At 57.4% G+C, this 17,266-nt stretch carries 13 protein-coding genes and 1 tRNA gene; 7 read left to right on the forward strand and 7 right to left on the reverse strand.

What is annotated here, in order from left to right:
* Nucleotides 1-22: 22 nt before the first annotated feature.
* Nucleotides 23-1,078: a guanitoxin biosynthesis MBL fold metallo-hydrolase GntH gene (gene gntH / locus Q9R35_RS11060; protein ID WP_042485892.1), complete on the forward strand. Its 1,056-nt coding sequence runs from the start codon at nucleotides 23-25 to the stop codon at nucleotides 1,076-1,078.
* 8 nt (nucleotides 1,079-1,086) lie between these two features.
* Nucleotides 1,087-2,109, forward strand: coding sequence for a tripartite tricarboxylate transporter substrate binding protein (locus Q9R35_RS11065; RefSeq protein ID WP_197314068.1), 1,023 nt, complete (start codon nucleotides 1,087-1,089; stop codon nucleotides 2,107-2,109).
* A 137-nt stretch (nucleotides 2,110-2,246) separates the two neighbouring features.
* On the opposite strand, the gene selD is transcribed toward Q9R35_RS11065, so the two are convergent.
* Nucleotides 2,247-3,281 carry a selenide, water dikinase SelD gene (selD, locus tag Q9R35_RS11070; RefSeq protein ID WP_063691807.1) on the reverse strand — a complete coding sequence of 345 codons (1,035 nt, stop codon included), beginning with the start codon at nucleotides 3,279-3,281 and terminating at the stop codon, nucleotides 2,247-2,249.
* A 237-nt stretch (nucleotides 3,282-3,518) separates the two neighbouring features.
* Here selD and Q9R35_RS11075 point away from each other — a divergent pair, with 237 nt between their 5' ends.
* Entirely contained in the window at nucleotides 3,519-5,639 is a 2,121-nt protein-coding gene (locus tag Q9R35_RS11075; RefSeq protein ID WP_311219850.1) for a TonB-dependent siderophore receptor, read from the forward strand.
* Between the two features lie 33 nt (nucleotides 5,640-5,672).
* On the opposite strand, the gene Q9R35_RS11080 is transcribed toward Q9R35_RS11075, so the two are convergent.
* Complete coding sequence (locus tag Q9R35_RS11080; RefSeq protein ID WP_311219851.1) at nucleotides 5,673-6,761, reverse strand: hypothetical protein; 1,089 nt, start codon at nucleotides 6,759-6,761, stop codon at nucleotides 5,673-5,675.
* A 208-nt stretch (nucleotides 6,762-6,969) separates the two neighbouring features.
* On the reverse strand, nucleotides 6,970-9,228 hold the full coding sequence (locus Q9R35_RS11085; RefSeq protein WP_311219852.1) for a FepA family TonB-dependent siderophore receptor: 2,259 nt from the start codon (nucleotides 9,226-9,228) through the stop codon (nucleotides 6,970-6,972).
* A gap of 358 nt (nucleotides 9,229-9,586) precedes the next feature.
* Here Q9R35_RS11085 and Q9R35_RS11090 point away from each other — a divergent pair, with 358 nt between their 5' ends.
* The 4 genes from Q9R35_RS11090 (at nucleotide 9,587) to Q9R35_RS11105 (ending at nucleotide 12,660) form a co-directional block, all read left to right on the forward strand.
* On the forward strand, nucleotides 9,587-10,558 hold the full coding sequence (locus Q9R35_RS11090; protein ID WP_311219853.1) for a tripartite tricarboxylate transporter substrate binding protein: 972 nt from the start codon (nucleotides 9,587-9,589) through the stop codon (nucleotides 10,556-10,558).
* Nucleotides 10,559-10,568: 10 nt separating this feature from the next.
* Complete coding sequence (locus Q9R35_RS11095; protein WP_311219854.1) at nucleotides 10,569-11,180, forward strand: glutathione S-transferase family protein; 612 nt, start codon at nucleotides 10,569-10,571, stop codon at nucleotides 11,178-11,180.
* Nucleotides 11,181-11,210: 30 nt separating this feature from the next.
* Nucleotides 11,211-11,993, forward strand: coding sequence for an aldolase (locus tag Q9R35_RS11100; RefSeq protein ID WP_311219855.1), 783 nt, complete (start codon nucleotides 11,211-11,213; stop codon nucleotides 11,991-11,993).
* A gap of 67 nt (nucleotides 11,994-12,060) precedes the next feature.
* On the forward strand, nucleotides 12,061-12,660 hold the full coding sequence (locus tag Q9R35_RS11105) for a helix-turn-helix domain-containing protein (RefSeq protein ID WP_042485912.1): 600 nt from the start codon (nucleotides 12,061-12,063) through the stop codon (nucleotides 12,658-12,660).
* A 57-nt stretch (nucleotides 12,661-12,717) separates the two neighbouring features.
* Here Q9R35_RS11105 and Q9R35_RS11110 read toward each other — a convergent pair.
* From Q9R35_RS11110 to fdhE, 4 genes are all read right to left on the reverse strand, one after another.
* Nucleotides 12,718-12,813, reverse strand: a tRNA-Sec gene (locus Q9R35_RS11110).
* An 87-nt stretch (nucleotides 12,814-12,900) separates the two neighbouring features.
* Nucleotides 12,901-14,820, reverse strand: a complete 1,920-nt coding sequence (gene selB / locus Q9R35_RS11115; protein WP_311219856.1) for a selenocysteine-specific translation elongation factor — start codon at nucleotides 14,818-14,820, stop codon at nucleotides 12,901-12,903.
* Nucleotides 14,817-16,235 (reverse strand): L-seryl-tRNA(Sec) selenium transferase, encoded by a 1,419-nt coding sequence (selA, locus tag Q9R35_RS11120; RefSeq protein WP_311219921.1) that lies wholly within the window; start codon nucleotides 16,233-16,235, stop codon nucleotides 14,817-14,819. The genes selB and selA overlap by 4 nt, the downstream gene beginning before the upstream one ends.
* 87 nt (nucleotides 16,236-16,322) lie before the next feature.
* Nucleotides 16,323-17,249 carry a formate dehydrogenase accessory protein FdhE gene (fdhE, locus tag Q9R35_RS11125; protein ID WP_063691782.1) on the reverse strand — a complete coding sequence of 309 codons (927 nt, stop codon included), beginning with the start codon at nucleotides 17,247-17,249 and terminating at the stop codon, nucleotides 16,323-16,325.
* Nucleotides 17,250-17,266: the final 17 nt, after the last annotated feature.

Here is a 17,266-nt window from a genome sequence, read left to right on the forward strand (position 1 = left end):
AACGATGATTCAGGAGACAAACATGACGCACTATCGGGACCAATTCTTTCCTAATACCGAGGAACTGGGAAAGGATGAAATGCGGATTACAGCATTGGGGACAGGACGTCCTTTTTTAAGACCCTCGCAAGCCAATGCAGGCTGGCTGGTTGAACTGGGAAATGGCGACAAGTTTCAGTTCGATTTTGGCTACGGCACCCAGACTAATTTTGGTGCCTTGCAGATCCCTTATCAAACAATGACGGCGTATTTTGCGACTCATTTGCACACCGATCATGTTGGTGATTTTGCGCAAATATGGATAGGCAGCTGGGCGGGGGGGCGTACAAGGCCGCTGGAGGTGTATGGCCCGTCCGGCCCCGTTGAAAAATACGGTATGAAGCATTTTGTGACCAAGCAGATGGAGTCTTATGCCTGGGATACGGACACGCGAGTGGGGCTGCTGCCGGCGGTGGGGGCAGAGGTCAATGTGCATGAGTTTGATTACTCCAGAGCCCATGTGATTTATGAGCGCAATGGAGTGAAGGTGAGCAGTTTCCCGGCTGTGCATATTTACGATGGTGCGGTTAGCCTTCGACTGGATTGGAATGGTTTGTCCTTTGTGTATTCCGGAGACACTACCCCCAGCTATTTCTTTGTGGAAAATGCGCGCGATGCTGACGTGGTGGTCCATGAGACTTTCAATACCCGTGAGCAATTGATGGAGCGGTCCGGCTACGACGAACGTACTGCCATTGGTGTTGGCAGCATGGCGCATTCGGATCCGGTCGAGGCGGGCAAGGTTTTTGAGCTCTGTGCTCCCAGATTGGCCGTGGCGTACCATTTTTTTAATGATTTCGATACGGCGCCACAGATGGAGCAGGCGATCCGTACGCACTATCAGGGGCCCTTGGTGTTGGCTAAGGACATGATGGTTTTTAACGTGACGGCGGAACGGATTGTGACGCGGATGGCTGTGACCAGTGCGGATGTATGGCCCAATAAAGAACATCACGAAGAGTTCAAGAAGGCGCCTCGCAAAGAGCGCATGAAGATGTCACCTTGGCTGTCTGAAAAACAGATTTTCCCCAAGTTTTAGGAACCGTCATGACCAACACTCTCGTAGCGCTGCACCGTGCGGGCCTGCGGTGTCGTGTCGTTTTACGCCGTCTTGTGGTGACGGCAATCCTGGCCCTGCCTGGTATGAGTACGCAGGCCTCAGACTCTTATCCTGACCAACCCGTGCATATCGTTGTGCCCTACGGTGGCGGTGGTATTGCAGACCAAGTGCCTCGCTTGCTTGGAAACCAGCTGCAACGGCATTTTGGGCAGGCTTTCATTATTGAATCCAAGCCGGGTGCGGGGGGACTGATTGGTGCGGATTATCTGCTGCGCCAACCCGCAGATGGATATACCGTGCTGTCGGCGGCGACCAACAATCTGGTGATCAATCAGTTTTTGTTTCCGGATCAGAAACTCGATCCTCTGGAGCAATTTACGCCAATTGCCAAACTGGTTTCTGTGCCTTTGTTAATCGTGGTGAATGCTGAATTGCCCATACGAAGTCTGGATGAGCTGATAGCCTATCTGCGCGTTCAAAAAGGCGATGCCAATTATGGTTCGCCCAGTGCAGGGACCTTGCCCCACCTGGCCGGAGCGCTGCTTTTGCAAGCCAGCAATACCAAAGCGGTGCATGTGCCTTACCGGGGCGGAGGTGCGATGGTGACGGGCCTGGGCGCGGGCGAAGTGCAGTTTGCTGTCATCGGCTATCTTTCTGTCCAGGCCATGCTGCAGTCGGGGCGTGTTCGTGCTTTGGCGGTAGTGGCACCACAGCGCCTGGCTGTTTTGCCTGAGGTGCCCACTGTACAGGAAGCTGGCTGGGGGAAGTTGCTTGCTGCTATTCCCGACAACTGGTGGATGCTGGTGGCTCGCAAAGATACGCCAGCGGAACGCAGGGAGGCGTTGTCCTCGGCCGTGCTATCGGTTTTGCAGACACCTGAACTGGTGCGCCAGTATGAGGATGCAGGATTGCAAATCAATGCACAGGCTGGTCCTGCCCTGGAACAGGAGTTGCGGAAGGAAGCTCAGGTTTGGCAGGAAAAGCTGCAAGGGCTGGAGCTGAACATGTAGCCCTAGCTGCCGAAGAGAGGAGTTGCAGGAAAAGAGCCGCCGCTTCAATGAGTTGGCGGCTCTGTTTCGCCATCAAGGGTTATACAACCTGGATCGCCCGTGCTGTCCCTGGGGGCGAGCAGGGTGCCTATATTGATTTATACGACTTCGACAGCATGCTGTTGCTGCGCAATCATTTGTCCAATAGGTTCCAGCGTCAGGCCCAGCTCTGTTGCTACGGCCAGAAATTCGGCCGTGGCAGAGGGCTCAACGGCCACCAGCAAACCGCCACTGGTTTGAGGGTCGCACAGGATATTGATTTGCTCCTGGCTGATAGGGGCGATGCGGTGGCCGTAACTGTCGAAGTTGCGTTGCGTGCCGCCAGGGACGCAGCCTTGTTCCAGGTAGTACTCAATGCCGGGCAGCAAAGGTACACGGTCCAGGTTCAGACGAGCAGTCAGGCCGCTGCCGTCCGCCATTTCGATCAGGTGGCCCAGCAGGCCAAAGCCGGTCACGTCCGTCATGGCTTTCACGCCGGGCAGTTGTGCAAAGCGGCTGCCGGGCTTGTTCAGCGTGCACATCCAGTCGCGTGCCAGGTTTTGATCTTCGGGGCGCAGCTTGGCTTTTTTCTCGGCGGTGGTCAGCACGCCGATGCCTAAAGGTTTGGTCAGATAGAGCTGGCAATCTTCAGTAGCCGTGTCGTTGCGCTTTAACTGGCCTTTATCAACCACGCCGGTGACGGCCAGACCAAAAATAGGTTCGGGTGCATCAATGGAATGGCCACCGGCCAGGGTGATGCCTGCAGCATCGCAAGCAGCCCGTCCGCCTCGCACCACTTCGCGGGCGACCTCAGGAGACAGCACATTGATAGGCCAGCCCAAAATGGCAATGGCCATGATGGGTTTGCCGCCCATGGCGTAGATATCGCTGATGGCGTTGGTCGCGGCAATGCGCCCAAAGTCATAGGGGTCGTCCACGATAGGCATGAAAAAATCGGTGGTCGAGACGACGCCCGTTTCCTCATTCAGGCCGTAGACAGCGGCGTCGTCGCGCGAGGTATTGCCTACCCACAGGTTCGGGTCCATGTTCTGGGCGCCACTACCGGCCAGGATAATGTCCAGTACCTTGGGGGAAATCTTGCAGCCGCAACCGGCTCCATGACTGTATTGGGTCAGACGAATAGGAGTATCCATATTGCTCGGGGGTAGGTTGTGATCGGAAGCTGTCATGGTAAATCGATCAGAGCACTTAGGCGAGGTCTGGGCGTCATGGACAGGTGAACGGTTTGCCCGCTGAGCACGTTTGGGTATTTGAAAAGAGCGGGTTTCGTGCCTGAGTATTTACCTGTTGCTTATTAAATTGCATATTCAAAAATAATTAGTTCGCATTACAATAATGAGAACAATTCGCATTTAATATAAGGGGAAGGTATGAAAGCAGTGGTTTGGGCTGGCGGGTATTCCATGGTTTTGGGGCTTTTGATGGGTGTGGCACAAGCTCAGGAAACGCCTCAGGAGGTATCCACCCTGTCGTCCATCAAAGTGCGGGCTCAGAATGAGAAGTCTGAGGGCACAGGCAGCTATCAGCAACAGGCTGTGCCTCAGGTTTTGAAATTGCCCATCACGCTACAGGAGCTGCCCCAGTCTGCAACGGTCATTACGCGACAACGCATCGAAGATCAGGGCCTGGATACCTTGGGGCAGGTCATGGAGCAAAGTCCCGGGGTCAGTCGCCGGCAATACGGGGATGACGGCGCAGGCTATACCTCATTTCAGGCACGTGGTTTCAACATCACGAATTACGTTATTGATGGTGTCCCGACGACGGCTGCCGCCTTGCAAGGGTATGGCGGGGTCAGCGTCATGGATACCGCCATTTATGACAATGTCGCCATTGTGCGCGGTGCGACCGGCCTGCTCAGTGGGGCTGGAGAGCCGTCGGCATCCATCATGATGCAGCGCAAACGGCCAACGGCCGAGTTTCAAGGACAGGTTTCAGCAGGAGTGGGGAGCTGGGATCGGTACCGGGGCATGGCGGATATTTCGGGCCCGCTCAATGACAGCGGCTCTGTGCGGGGACGGCTGGTTGCTGCTTATGATCAGTCCCGCTCCTGGAAGGATGGCTACAAGGGCAAACGGGATGTTTTCTATGGCGTGATAGAAGCGGATCTGGGGGCGCGAACGGTCGCCAGACTGGGTCTTGAGCACATGGATAATCGTTACGATGGCTCCAGCATGCACGCATTCAGTGTCTCGGATACGGCTGGAAATCTGGTGGAGTGGGATCGTAGCGATTCTGCGACGGCCGCCTGGGCCTACAGCAAGCAGCGCCGGACGATGGCATTTGCTCAACTTGAACACGAGTTCAATGATGACTGGTCCATTCAAATGGCGGTGGGGCGTTCTTGGCTGAATAACGAGCAGTTGTATGGAGTGGCCGCTCCGGAGCCGACCCCGCAGGGGCGAGGTTCCATGACGGCGGGCTTCAATGAAAAAACACCCACGCAGGATACGGCCGATATCACGATCAAAGGGCGCTTTCAGGCATGGGGGCAAGGGCATGACATTATGCTGGGGGCCAATTACTACGAGCTCTCCCGACATGACATGGCTTATGCGCGCCAGCGTATCCCCATTGCTCAGATCAAGGACTTTGACCGTAACCTGCCACGTCCGGACTTGAAGATTACCGGGCCGGATAATCAGCGGGCGCGCCAGTGGGGGGCGTATGCCGCAACACGTTTGCGTTTGACGGACAACTTGGCCTTGATTGCGGGCGGACGGGTCACGAACTGGAAGGACCATTCCAATACGACCTTGCGTAAAGAAAATGGCGTGTTTACCCCCTATGCAGGTCTGGTCTACGACTGGAATGAGCAGTGGGCGACGTATGCCAGCTATACGCAAATCTTCAATCCCCAGTCCAGCCAGGACAGAGATGGCAATTATCTGGACCCTGAAAAAGGCAATAACTATGAACTGGGGGTCAAATATTTGTTCCCTGGAGAGGCGGCTTCAGCCTCTTTGGCGGTGTTTCAGACCCGCAAGGACAATCTGGCTGTTGTTGACGGCAAGGAACTGACTCCTAGCGGATCCCAAGCGTACACCGCAGCCAGCAATACGCGTTCTGAAGGGATTGAGTTCGAGATCAATGGCGAGCTTGCCCCTGGCTGGCAAATGGGGGCGGGCTATACCCACTACCGCTTCCGGGGTGCTGACGGGGAGAAGATCAAGACGGATATTCCGGCTGACCAGGTCAAGCTGTTCACGACTTATCGCTTGCCGGGTGCATGGCATAAATTGACGGTAGGCGGCTCCGTGCAATGGCAAAGCAAGATTTTTGATAATCAGCTGACCGGCGTAGCTCGTGAAACCAATACACAGAAAGCCTATGCGGTGGTGGATCTGATGGCTCGATATGCCATTACGCCTCGGGCGGATTTGACCGTGAATTTCAATAACATCTTCGACAAAACCTATCGCCTGGCGTACAGCAGTCATACCTACGGCGCACCCCGTAATGTGATGGCATCATTGCGCTATCAATTCTGAGCTGACTGGCACTTGTTGTGTGGCAAGCGCCGCTTATGGGAAGGGCAGGGGGCGTACAACCTGGGCAAGCTGGTCATCAGCGACCCATTGCGCAAACTGCTCGCCCAGGCGCTGGCTTTGTTCAACGGAGTGTTGCCAGGCCAGACGTCGCTCCGAATCAGACAGCCGTTTGTAGTCGGAGCGATCCGGGATTTTTTGGCCTTTCAGGCGCTGATAAAAGCGCGGAGTGGGGCACAGCAGAATCAAATTATCCAGGCAGTGGGGGCGGCGGGCTTTCTGCCAACGCGGCAGATATTTGTCGAACCAGCTGGCGCTGATTTTTTGCGTGAAATGGGGAAACAAGGTCAGGCCGGGACTATCCAGATCCAGCGCGCAGAAGTTGTAGTCAACCAGCCCTCCATCCCGGTAAAGCCCGGCGGGCCAGTTGTGGGCCGCATCCACACCATCGATGACCAATGGAATGGCCGTGCTGGCGGCCAAGGTCTCAAACAGATTGTGCTGATCCAGCGTCGCGTAACGGGCCCGGCCTTGATGCTTGCCATGAATGGGCAAGGGGCTGCGAGCGTCGTGCACGATGACCCGCTCAAAGAACCAGTGCGGGATGGCAGGGTGTACATAGTTGCCGACCATGCAGCTAAGCAGGGCCGCGCCAAGCTGCTTTTGATTTCGGGAACCCGCCCAGCCTTTGCTGCGCGCCACGGTAATGGCGAAGCGATAGCGTGGGTGGTTCAGGATCGCTGCTTGTGAATGACTATCCCCCAGCACGTTTTTCAGCATGGTCTGGGTCGACCGGGTAATGTCCGCTACCGTGGAGTTGGGCAGAAAGGGGCTGTGTATATAAAGCTGCGCAAAGTCCGCAAAGGCTTTGTGCGGATCGCTTTGCGCTGCGCAGGCGAAACGCCAGGAGGCAATGGAGCTGCCAAACAGCCACAGCGGTTCGTCATGTGTGTTGAGCCAGTCCCCAAACAGATACTGATCCAGTCCAGTCAGAGCCAAGGCCTTGGGCCCGCCTGCGCTGCCAATCAGCGTGCTGATGTCCTTGGCATGCAAACCATGGCTTTGTATGTGGCGATAGGCACGAGGCCCGGCGTAGATCGCGAGATCAGGCTCGGTGGACGACAAGATCAGCTCCCGAATGTGGTGATTCTGTAGCCAGAAAGCTGGCCAACAAGGCTTTAGTCTAGCGCTGTTGGAGCGGGGTCGGGGAGGGGGGCCGTGGGTTAAAGCCGGGTACGACGTAGCCCCTGCTGCTCCAGACGGGGCAGGCAGGGGCGGGTAAAACGATCAATCCTCCGGACTCCTGCTGGAGTCCGGAGTAGAGCGTGGGGCATTAGAAGCTGGCAGTCAATGTCGCGTAGTACTGACGACCAGGTTCGTTATAGGTGTTGGCACCTTGGCCGCTACCCGAGTCTTCACGGTACAAGCGCTTGTCGAACAGGTTGTTGACGCCCAGACGGATATTGGTGGACTTGGTCACCTGGTAAGCGCCGCTCAGACCGAAGATGGCATAGGAGCCACGTTCACGCAGTCCATCGCCTTTCACTTCCGAGTTATTGGACAGGTTGTGCGAGCGTGGCTTTTGCTTGCCATACAGCGTGGCGGTAGCCAGCATGGACAGTCTGTCGTTCACGCGCCAATCCAGTGTGCTGTTCAATGTGTAGCGTGGAATGACGGTCAACGGCTGATTTGTTTCCTTGGACTTGTTGGTGATCATGTAAGTCAGGTTGTTGCTCAGGCTCAGTGTGTCGCCGTTCTCGCCCAGGATCGGGATAGTCAGGTTGCCTTCCAGACCGCGGATCACGGCCTTGCCGGAGTTGACCCACTGGAATGGGCGGACCAAGGAGCCGCCAATGTACACCGCATCCGGAATGGTCTGGTCGCCCATATCGGCCACAATCTTGTTGCTGTAGTCGTTCTGGAAGTAAGTCAGACCGGCTGCCCAGCCTGCGTTGTCGTAGGCCAGACCAATTTCCTTGTTGATGCTGCGCTCGGGCGACAGATTGTCGTTACCGAAGATGTAGCAAGGACCGCTGACACGTTGGCCAGTTACGGGGTCGTACGGGCAACCGTTACCGCGCGTCTGGTACAGGTAGTTCGGGTTGGACTGATACAGGTTGGGTGCCTTGAAGGCACGCGCAATACCGCCCTTCAGAGTGATGTTGTCGGTGATGAAGTAGGAGGCGTTCAGGCTGGGGCTCCAGTTGTCACCGAATTTGCTGTGATGGTCAAAACGGACACCGGGAGTGACGGTCAAGGCCTCGGTCAGTTCGATATTGCCTTCCACGAAGGCGGCAGTGGTGCGCGCCTTGCTTTTAGAGTCCGTGTTGTTGTTGATGGATTGGCCAGAGCGGGTGGCGTAATCATCGTCCAGGCTTTGATCGCGGTGTTCAAAGCCCACGGTCATCAGAACATGTTTGTCGGCAATCTGGAGGGGGGTGTTGTATTCGCCCGAGATGTTCAGCGAACGCAGCTCGGAAACAGAACCAGCGCCCGGGTTGGAAATACTGCCTTCCACTGAGCCGGCCAAGCCTTCGTTCAGACGCGAGTTCGTTGTGCCTTCATAGGCAAAAGTCAGACGTGAGGTCCGGCCTTGACCATAGTCGCCATAATGACTGAGGGAACCGGCGCGACGATACATGATATTGGTTTCCGCACCTTCTTCGGCCAGTGAAGCAATGGTAGAGGTGCTGCGGCTGAACAAGCGCTCGCCAGCGTAAATATTGCCTTGTCGGCTGAACGACCCCTCCAGTTCCAGACGGTGATCGCGATTGATATCCAGCCGCACTAAACCATTAATGTCTTTGTTGCGTACCCCTTCTCGACCAGCTGGCGGGACAGTGGTTGCGTTTACTTCCATGCCTGAGGCCTGAGAGTTTAGTGCGGGCTTGTCGGCGTCGGTCTTGGCGATGTTGCCGTAAACACGGAAAGAGAGTTTGTCGGCGATGGGGCCAGACAGGTTAAAGCCGGTACGGCGGGTGGAGCCGTAGTTGCTGTCTTCAGGAATTAGACCGTAAGCGGTTACCGAGCCGGAGAAGGTGTCGGTAGGGGCCTTGGTGATGATGTTCACGACACCACCGGCAGCGCCAGAGCCGTAACGGGAGGCGGCTGGACCGCGCAACACTTCAATGCGTTCGATCGCGTTGACGGGCACCCAGTTACTGTCGCCGCGGGTATTGCGCTCACCGTCTCGCCCCATGCGGATGGAGTCGCGCGAGCTGACAGGCTTGCCGTCAATCAGGATCAAGGTGTTTTCCGGGCCCATGCCGCGCAAGTCGATCTGGCGACTATTGCCGTAGGAACCGGACGGGCTGTTACCGGTCAGGTTCACACCAGGCATGGTGCGGATCAGTTCGGACAGGTCGTTGGCGGGAGGACGTTTTTCAATATCCTTGGCGGTAATGGTGGACACGCCGGGTGCCTGTTTGACAGCTTCTTCCGCCGAAGGCAGTACACGAATTTCTTCCAGCGAGGTCACCCCACCCCGGACGCTGGAGGTTTGCGCGTTAGCGCTGAAACTGGCTGCCAAAGCCGTGGCGAGCAAGCCCAATGCAAAGATCGGGCGGCGGGCCGGAGGCGCCGATAAATTCATAACACTTTCCTAGTAAACGATAAACAGAATGAGAATTGTTCGCGCTACGGATTGTGTTTAAAAATGTGACGGCTGTCGAGAAACCTGACGGTTTTGTGGTGCATGAAACACGCACAGAAAAGAGGGATATGAATAAGCGCACCAGACACGAATTGTCTGAAAGGATATTTTGGTGGTTTTTTAGACAGATTTAGTTCTTGGAAAGCATTCTGAGTATTGCGAACTCATGTTTTGTTTAATTTTTTTAATACGTTAAAAAAATCATCAAGGACATTTTTGTTCTATTTGACACGATGGGTCATTTTTGATGAGAATGTGTCCTGAACAATTCAAACTTAAAAAGTTCAGGAGACATCCAGTGAAAAAGACGCTTGGTTTGATGATGGCCGGGTGGGCGGCCTTGACGATGATGGCGGGTCCGGTACAAGCAACAACGTTCCCGGCACAGCCCGTACGTTTGATCGTGCCCTTTGGTGCAGGGGGGATTACCGATCTGGTAGCACGCCTCCTTGCCCAGCAGTTGGGCAAGGAGTTGGGTCAGACTGTCATTGTTGAAAACAAGGCAGGAGCCGGGGGCATGATCGCCGCTCAGGCTGCACAAAATGCGAAAGCGGACGGTTACACCGTGTTCATGGGGACAGTAGGCACACAGGTGGTCAACCCGTTGATTCTTTCCAAAATCAACTACGACCCGCAGGCCTTTGTGCCCATCGGCATGGTGACGGGGTCTCCGTATGTTCTGGCGGTTCGTTCGGATTTGGGTACGGAGAACTATGCCCAACTGGTTGCCCATGCCCGTCAGGAGCCAGGGCTCCTTAACTTCGGATCGGCGGGGATAGGAAGTGCTCCGCATTTGGGGGTAGAGCTTTTCAAGTTGACCGAGAAACTTGATGTGCGACATATCCCTTTCAAGAGTGGAGGGGAAGCGGTCAGTGCCGTTGTGGGCCGTCATGCCGACATGGTGATGGATGCCATTCCCGTGATCATGCCGCAGGTGAAGGCAGGCAAGCTTCAGGCCCTGGTGCTGGCTGATAGCCAACGTTCCCCAGCTGCTCCCGAAGTGCCCTCCAGCGCAGAGCTGGGGGCTGCTGAGCTACGCATCAGTTCCTGGAACGTATTGTTGGCCCCGCCGGGCACTCCACAGGAGGTGCTTGCGGTATTGGAGACGGCATTGCAAAAGACATTGGCCAACCCGGAGTTCAAAACCCATCTGGAGCAGCAGGGCAGCCAGGTCTACACCGGCACCCAAGATGAATATCAAACCTTCATCGCGGCTGAGCGCAGCAAGTGGCAGCGTATTGTTCAGACCGCAGAAATCAGTCTTGAGTGAGGTAACGACAATGAACCACGCCGCTCTGGAGCTTATCGACACGGTGTATACCGGCAATGGCTGGAAGGTACGATTGTTGTGCGGTTATTTGGGTATAGCGCTACAGCGGCGCAGCCTGTCTATTGTGGAGGGGGATCTGGATACCGAGGTGTTCCGGCAAATCAACCCCTGGGGACAGGTTCCGGTACTGCGAACCCGGGAAGGGCCCTGGCTGGCAGAGTCGGCCGCTATTTTGTGGTACCTGACGCAGGGCACAGACTTTCTGCCCGCGGACCCGCTTGCGCAGGCTCAGGTGCTGCAGTGGCTGTCTTTTGAGCAGACTCAGCATATGACCAACCTTGCACAGCCCAGACTGTGGGTGGCGTTGCGGGGGACGATGACGGTGGATGATCCTGCGGTGCTGGCGTGGCGCGAACAGGGCGATAAAGCTCTGGCTCAGATGGAGGTGCACTTGCAGTTGCATCGCTATTTCGTTGGGGGCAGGCCCAGTATCGCCGATGTGGCCTTGTTTCCCTATACCTGCATGGCAGAGCAGGGCGGGTACGACCTGCACCCCTATCCATCGGTACGACATTGGCTCGAGCGTATGCAGGCCCTGGCGGGCTATGTCCCGCTGTTGTGAGCAGGATATTAATTTACAAAAGGAGTTGTTATGAGTGACACCATGAGCTTGTCCAAGTCCGTGCTGATTGAACAGGCGCAAAGTAAGATGCAGGCCCTCTTCGAAATCCCTGAGCGGAGTGTCTCCGAGAAGCTCGCACTGACTTGCCGTATTCTTTTTGATGGCGGCCATGACTCTGGTTTGGCTGGCCAGATCACAGCACGCGGCGAACAGGAGGGCACGTATTTTACGCAGCAGCTTGGGCTTGGATTTGATGAAATTACGTCGACCAACGTCTTGCTGGTAGATGAAGATTTAACGGTTTTGAAGGGATATGGGATGCCTAATCCAGCAAACCGTTTTCATTCCTGGGTATATCGTGCCCGGCCGGATGTGAACTGCATCATTCATACACATCCCTTGCACGTGGCCGCCCTGTCCATGCTGGAGGTGCCCTTGATCGTATCCCATATGGACAACTGCCCTTTGTATGAGGACTGCGCGTTCCTGAAGGATTGGCCGGGTGTCCCTGTGGGCAATGAAGAGGGACAGATCATTTCTGAGGCCTTGGGTGACAAGCGCGCTATTCTTTTATCGCACCATGGAATGTTGGTGGCGGCGGCCTCCGTAGAAGAAGCCTGCGTATTGGCGTTGCAATTTGAGCGCACAGCGCGCATGCAATTGTTGGCGATGTCAGCCGGAACGATCAAGCCTATTGCGCCGGAACTGGGCCGAGAGGCACATGACTGGATTCTGAGACCGCGCCGCTCCCAGATCGGCTTTGAGTACTATGCCCGCAAAGCGCTGAAACGCCATACGGATGTTTTTGAGTAGAATAAGAGGCCGCTTTTTTATATGCGCTCCGAGGCTGACCTCGGGCGCTGCACCTCTTGTTTAACCCATGACCCATCTTCCCTTTCGCTTGCGCGCCCTGCGTCGCCAACATGGCTTGTCGCTGGAGCAGTTGGCCCAGCGCACCGGTCTGACTAAAAGTTATCTGTCCAAGCTGGAGCGGGCAGTCAGTGCGCCGTCCATCTCTACCGTAGTCAAGCTGGCCCAGGCTTATGGCATGGGGGTGTCGCAGTTGATTGGAGAGGGGGATCTGGATCAGGACGAAAGTGTGTGTGTCGTGCGTCGACACGAACGTATGCCCTTGCCCAGTGTGGCAGGTCATAGCGCCTACCGTTACGAAAGCATGGCCGGACGGCGGCGCTTTCGTTTGATGGACCCCTTTGTGATCTACCCTCCACACGAGCAAGAGCAGCCGGCGCCAACTTTCCCGCATGGGGGAGAAGAGTTTTTGTTTGTGATCCACGGGCAAGTGCAAGTCACCATTGCAGAGCACAGCATGACCTTGGAGACGGGGGATTCCGTATATTTTGATTCGGAGCTACCACACAGCGTGCTTAGCCTGGGGGATCAACAGGCGCAGGTACTGGCGGTGACGTGCTCTGACTCGGGACCAACAGCAGGTCGTCCAACGTCCGATACGCCGGCGTAGTCAATGGACACGTGTCCCTGGCATGTGGTGGGGATGAAGAATGCTCGGTCAACAAAGTGGCGGAAAGCAGCAGGAGTCGAACCTACCTGGGAACGTCTGACGCCCCCAACCGGGTTTGAAGCCCGGCCGTGCCACCGGGCACGGATGCTTTCCTTCAAGAGGCCCTATCATACGTTAGGGCTGATTACGCTTCAATGATCCGGGCGCTGCCTGCTCTGGCTCTTGCATGACGCTTCGGGTTCAATCCGCTGCTGCCCAGGCTTCACCCCGTAATACATGGCGATCACGTACACGCCGTGTATAGCCGACGCGATCAAAGAACTCCAGAATCTGAATGGCCCGTTTGCGGCCCAGTCCCGTTGCGTCCCGGAACTGCGCGGCGCTGACGCCTTGGCCGCTGTGCAGCTCCTTGACGATATTGGCTAGCACCGCGATCTGGCGGCGGTGATAGAACAGATCGTGCACGATCTGAAACAGCTCGCCTTGGCGCACCAGTCGGCGCAGTACGTTGCGGGTCTGCTCTTCTGGGGCTTCGGTTTCTTTGGCCAGATCACGTGTCCATGGAGGATCAAAGCGGCCTGCCTCGATCAGGGGCAGCAGGGCGGTGGCCAGCGCTTCATCTTCGGGGCTCAGGGTGACGCGGTGGCCTGGCGTATGCAGCCAGGCTCCTTGTCGGGCCAGCCGCTGTTCTGCCAGCAGATATTCGGTCAGGAGCTGCCAGATTGCGTCGGGCATGGTGGGGGCGGCCATGCGTCGCAAGCGGCTGATGGACAGGCCCGGCTCGTCCGGATGGCGCTCGTGGAACTGCAGCATCACGCTTTCTATGTGCTGACACAGCGCTTCCAGGCGTGCATCGCTCAACAAGATAGGCTGACTTTGTGGGCGAGATCCGGTGTGCCAGCGGGCATTGGCGGGGGCGCTCAAGCCTTGTTGAGATCCTCCCGACAGACGCAGCAGCGTTGCTTCGTCCAGACCGTAAGGTGCTTGGGCCAGCAGGCCCTCCAACGGTCCGCCGCGCGTCCATTGCGCCAAGGCGTCCAGCCAGGCCAGACGTGTCGTAGAGCGACGCTTGCGGTCTGGTGCATTCGGGTCCAGCACAATCCCGCCGCCGACGGTCTCGCTGGCCTGGGCGTTGCGCAAGATAAAGCGCTCGCCCGTCATGGTGCAGATCGGGCGGTCAAAGACCAACTGGACCTTGCCGGTCTGCCCGGGCTGCAAGGACTCGCCATCCAATGGGACGGCATGGGCTGTCAGGTGCGCGGCTCCCATGTGGACATGCCAGGGAGACCAGGTGCGCAAGGCGGGGATGTCTTTGTCCAGCAGGCTCAGTTCCACATCGATACGCGTGGAGGGGAGGAAGCAGCGGGCATCGGCCAGCCAGTCCCCACGCTCGATATCCTGTACATCAATCCCGCCCAGGTTCAGGGCGCAACGCTGGCCGGCACGAGCCTGGCGCGAGGCCTGGTTCTGTGCGTGGATGCTGCGTACTCGAACTGGCGTGCCGCGTGGCATCAGGCGCAAGTCCATAGCCGGGCCATCCAGATCCAGCACGCCATCGTGCACGGTGCCGGTTACGACGGTGCCGTGGCCCTGCAAGGTGAAAACGCGGTCAATGGCTAGGCGAAAATAGCCCTGGCCATTCTGTTTAGTGGACTGCATGGCCTGTGCGTGCAAATGCTCGCGCAACGCTTCCAGGCCGGGTTTGTCGTCGGACAGGGCATCGACCACGAAGATGGGGGCATTGTCCAGAAAGCTTCCTTGGACAAGTACTTGCAGCTCGGCTTTGACGGATTCAATACGAGCCGCATCGGCGCGATCCGCCTTGCTCAGGACGATGGCGCCCGCCTGCAAACCCAGCAATTGCAGCACGGCCAGATGCTCGCGGGTTTGCGGCATGACACCGTCATCTGCAGCTACGATCAGCAAACCAAAATCAATGCCGGTTGCGCCTGCGACCATGGTATGTACCAGGCGTTCGTGGCCGGGCACATCAATAAATCCCAGAATCTGGCCATCGGGCAAAGGCGTATAGGCATAGCCCAGCTGGATGGAGATACCGCGTTTTTTTTCTTCTTCCAGACGGTCGGTATCCACACCCGTCAAGGCGCGGATCAAGGTGGTTTTGCCGTGATCGATATGTCCTGCGGTTCCAACAATCATGCTTGCTCGGGAATCAGTTGTGCGCTGAAGGCGGCCTCAAAGGGTTCTTCCAGACAACGCAGGTCCAGCCAAAAGGCATCTTGCACAATGCGCCCGATGACGGGCTGGGGCAAAGTGCGCAGGCGTTTTTCCAGTTGAGTCAGATGGCGGCCCGGACGGCCGGTGCCTTGGTAGGCAAAGCGCAGCCCGAAGCTGGGCAGTACGTCTTCGGGCAAAGCACCGCTGCCAATCTGGCTCAGCATGGCAGTGGGTTCGACTGCAAATTGTGTCCCCACCCATTGCTGCAGGACGGGTGCCAAACGCAGCGCCTGGGCGCGCATTTCAGCAGAAGGTCGGGTCAGCAGACGCAGGGTGGTCAGGTGTTCGGGTAAGCGCTCTGGCGAACGGTACAAGGCCAGCACAGGCTCCAGCGCGGCCAAGGTGATTTTGCCTACGCGCAGAGCGCGTTTGAGCGGGTTTTTCTTGATCTTGGCGATCAGGTCTGCCCGGCCTACGATCAGACCGGCCTGGGGGCCACCCAGCAGCTTGTCGCCGCTGAAAGTCACGATATCGGCACCGGCTTCGATGGTCTCGCGCACGGTGGGCTCGGGCGGCAGGCCCCACTGGCTCAGGTCCACCAAGGTGCCGCTGCCCAGATCCACGCTGGTGGGCAGGCCGTGCTTCCTGGCGATCTGTGCAACCTCTTCGACTGCAACGCTTTTGGTGAAACCTTTGACGGCGTAGTTGCTGCAATGCACCTTCATCAACATGGCGGTGCGCTCGTTGATGGCGTTTTCGTAGTCAGCCGCGTGGGTACGGTTGGTGGTGCCCACCTCATGCAGACGAGCACCGGCACGCTTCATGATGTCGGGGATACGGAAGGCGCCGCCAATTTCAACCAGTTCGCCGCGCGACACCACGGTCTCGCGCCGGGGGCTCAGGGTGCTGAGCATCAGCAGCACGGCGGCGGCATTATTGTTCACCACTGTGGCGGCTTCAGCGCCGGTCAGTTCGCAGAGCAAGGGGTTGATCAGGTCATCGCGGTCGCCTCGGCCGCCGGTTTCCAGATCAAACTCCAGATTGGCGGGCGAACGCATGGCCTGGACGACAGCCTGTATGGCTTCATCCGGCAGCATTGCTCGCCCAAGATTGGTGTGCAGCACGGTGCCGGTCAGATTGAAGACCGGGCGCAACTGCAGGCGGGATTCTTCTTGCAGCTTGGCCTGCAGTGCATTGGCGAGCTGGGTGGGCTCCAGGTCCTGGGGGCGTAGTGTTCCCTTCAACACGGCATCCCGTAGTGCCTGCAAATGGACGCGAGTGCTTTGACTGAGGCGTGTGTGGCCGAACTGGCTTAGCAAGGGCTGGAACTCTGGCGAGCGCAGCAAGCGGTCCAGGGAGGGAATGTGGGCGGGAGAGAGTTCAGGAGTAGGGCTCATCATTCACAGGCAGGCATTTGAGTCTATGGGCAGGGTCCATCAGCTACGCCTTGTGCGTGAAGCAGCAAGGCGTAGGGGAATCTTAGCTTAAGACTGATGCCAAAGAAGCGGATTGCCGCTGGCGCGGGAATAGCCTTCTTCGCCCATCAGAACGTCCAGAGCCAGACTGGCCAGGTCGTCTGCAACTGGATCAAGGCCCAGTTGTTTTTCCTGGTAGAAGATTTTGCGGTAGGTGTGGCAGTTGTCGCAGGACTCGGCCTTGATCCCTTCCGGGCCATCTTCAATGGCATGGTAAGCCACGCTTTTGGTGCTCTCGCAGTGCGAGCAGGTCACGCGTACCAGATGCCATTCCACGCTGCAACGAGGGCAGCACATGTAGCGGCAACCATCTTCACGACCACCGACACGTACCACGCTGGATACGGGCAGGCTGCCGCAGGAGGGGCACACGCCAAAGGGGCTGGTCACAGACAGTTGGCCTTCGGTCAGCGAGCAGGCCAGATGTGTCCAGTAGACCTGCAAGGCGGCCATGACAAAAGGTGCGGCGGCACCATCTTGTTCTGGCAACTGCTCGGCCAGAATCGCGTCAGCCAGATCTTCCAGCTTTTGTGGGTCAGACTCGGCTTTCTGGAGCAGATCCTGGCAAACCTCTTGGGCGGCGGCAGGCACGTCCGAGGAATTGATCATGTGATTGAGCAGGCTGTTCAAGATGCTGAGCCACTGCGGATCGCGTTTCCAGCCCGAGGCCAGCAAGGGCGGCATACCGTGCCTTTGTGCCGTTTCCAGCACATCAGCGGGCAGTTCGGCCGGGGCAAGTGCAGTAAGCTGCCTGTGCTGCCCGTCCACCAGATGTGCCAGCAAGAGCAGGTAGGCGCCGACGGGATTGCCATCAGCCAATTGGCGCAGACGTGCTGCCCGGTCTGCAAAGACGCTGGCTCGCACAGGCAGGCGCAGTCGGGGGATGGAGGTGTGGTCCAGACTTTCGATTTCGCCGCGCGGAAGGATGCGTTGCAAGACAGACTCCTGAAAAC

The sequence above is a fragment of the Alcaligenes sp. AB3 genome (assembly GCF_031844565.1).
GTDB classification, from domain to species: Bacteria; Pseudomonadota; Gammaproteobacteria; order Burkholderiales; family Burkholderiaceae_B; genus Alcaligenes; species Alcaligenes faecalis.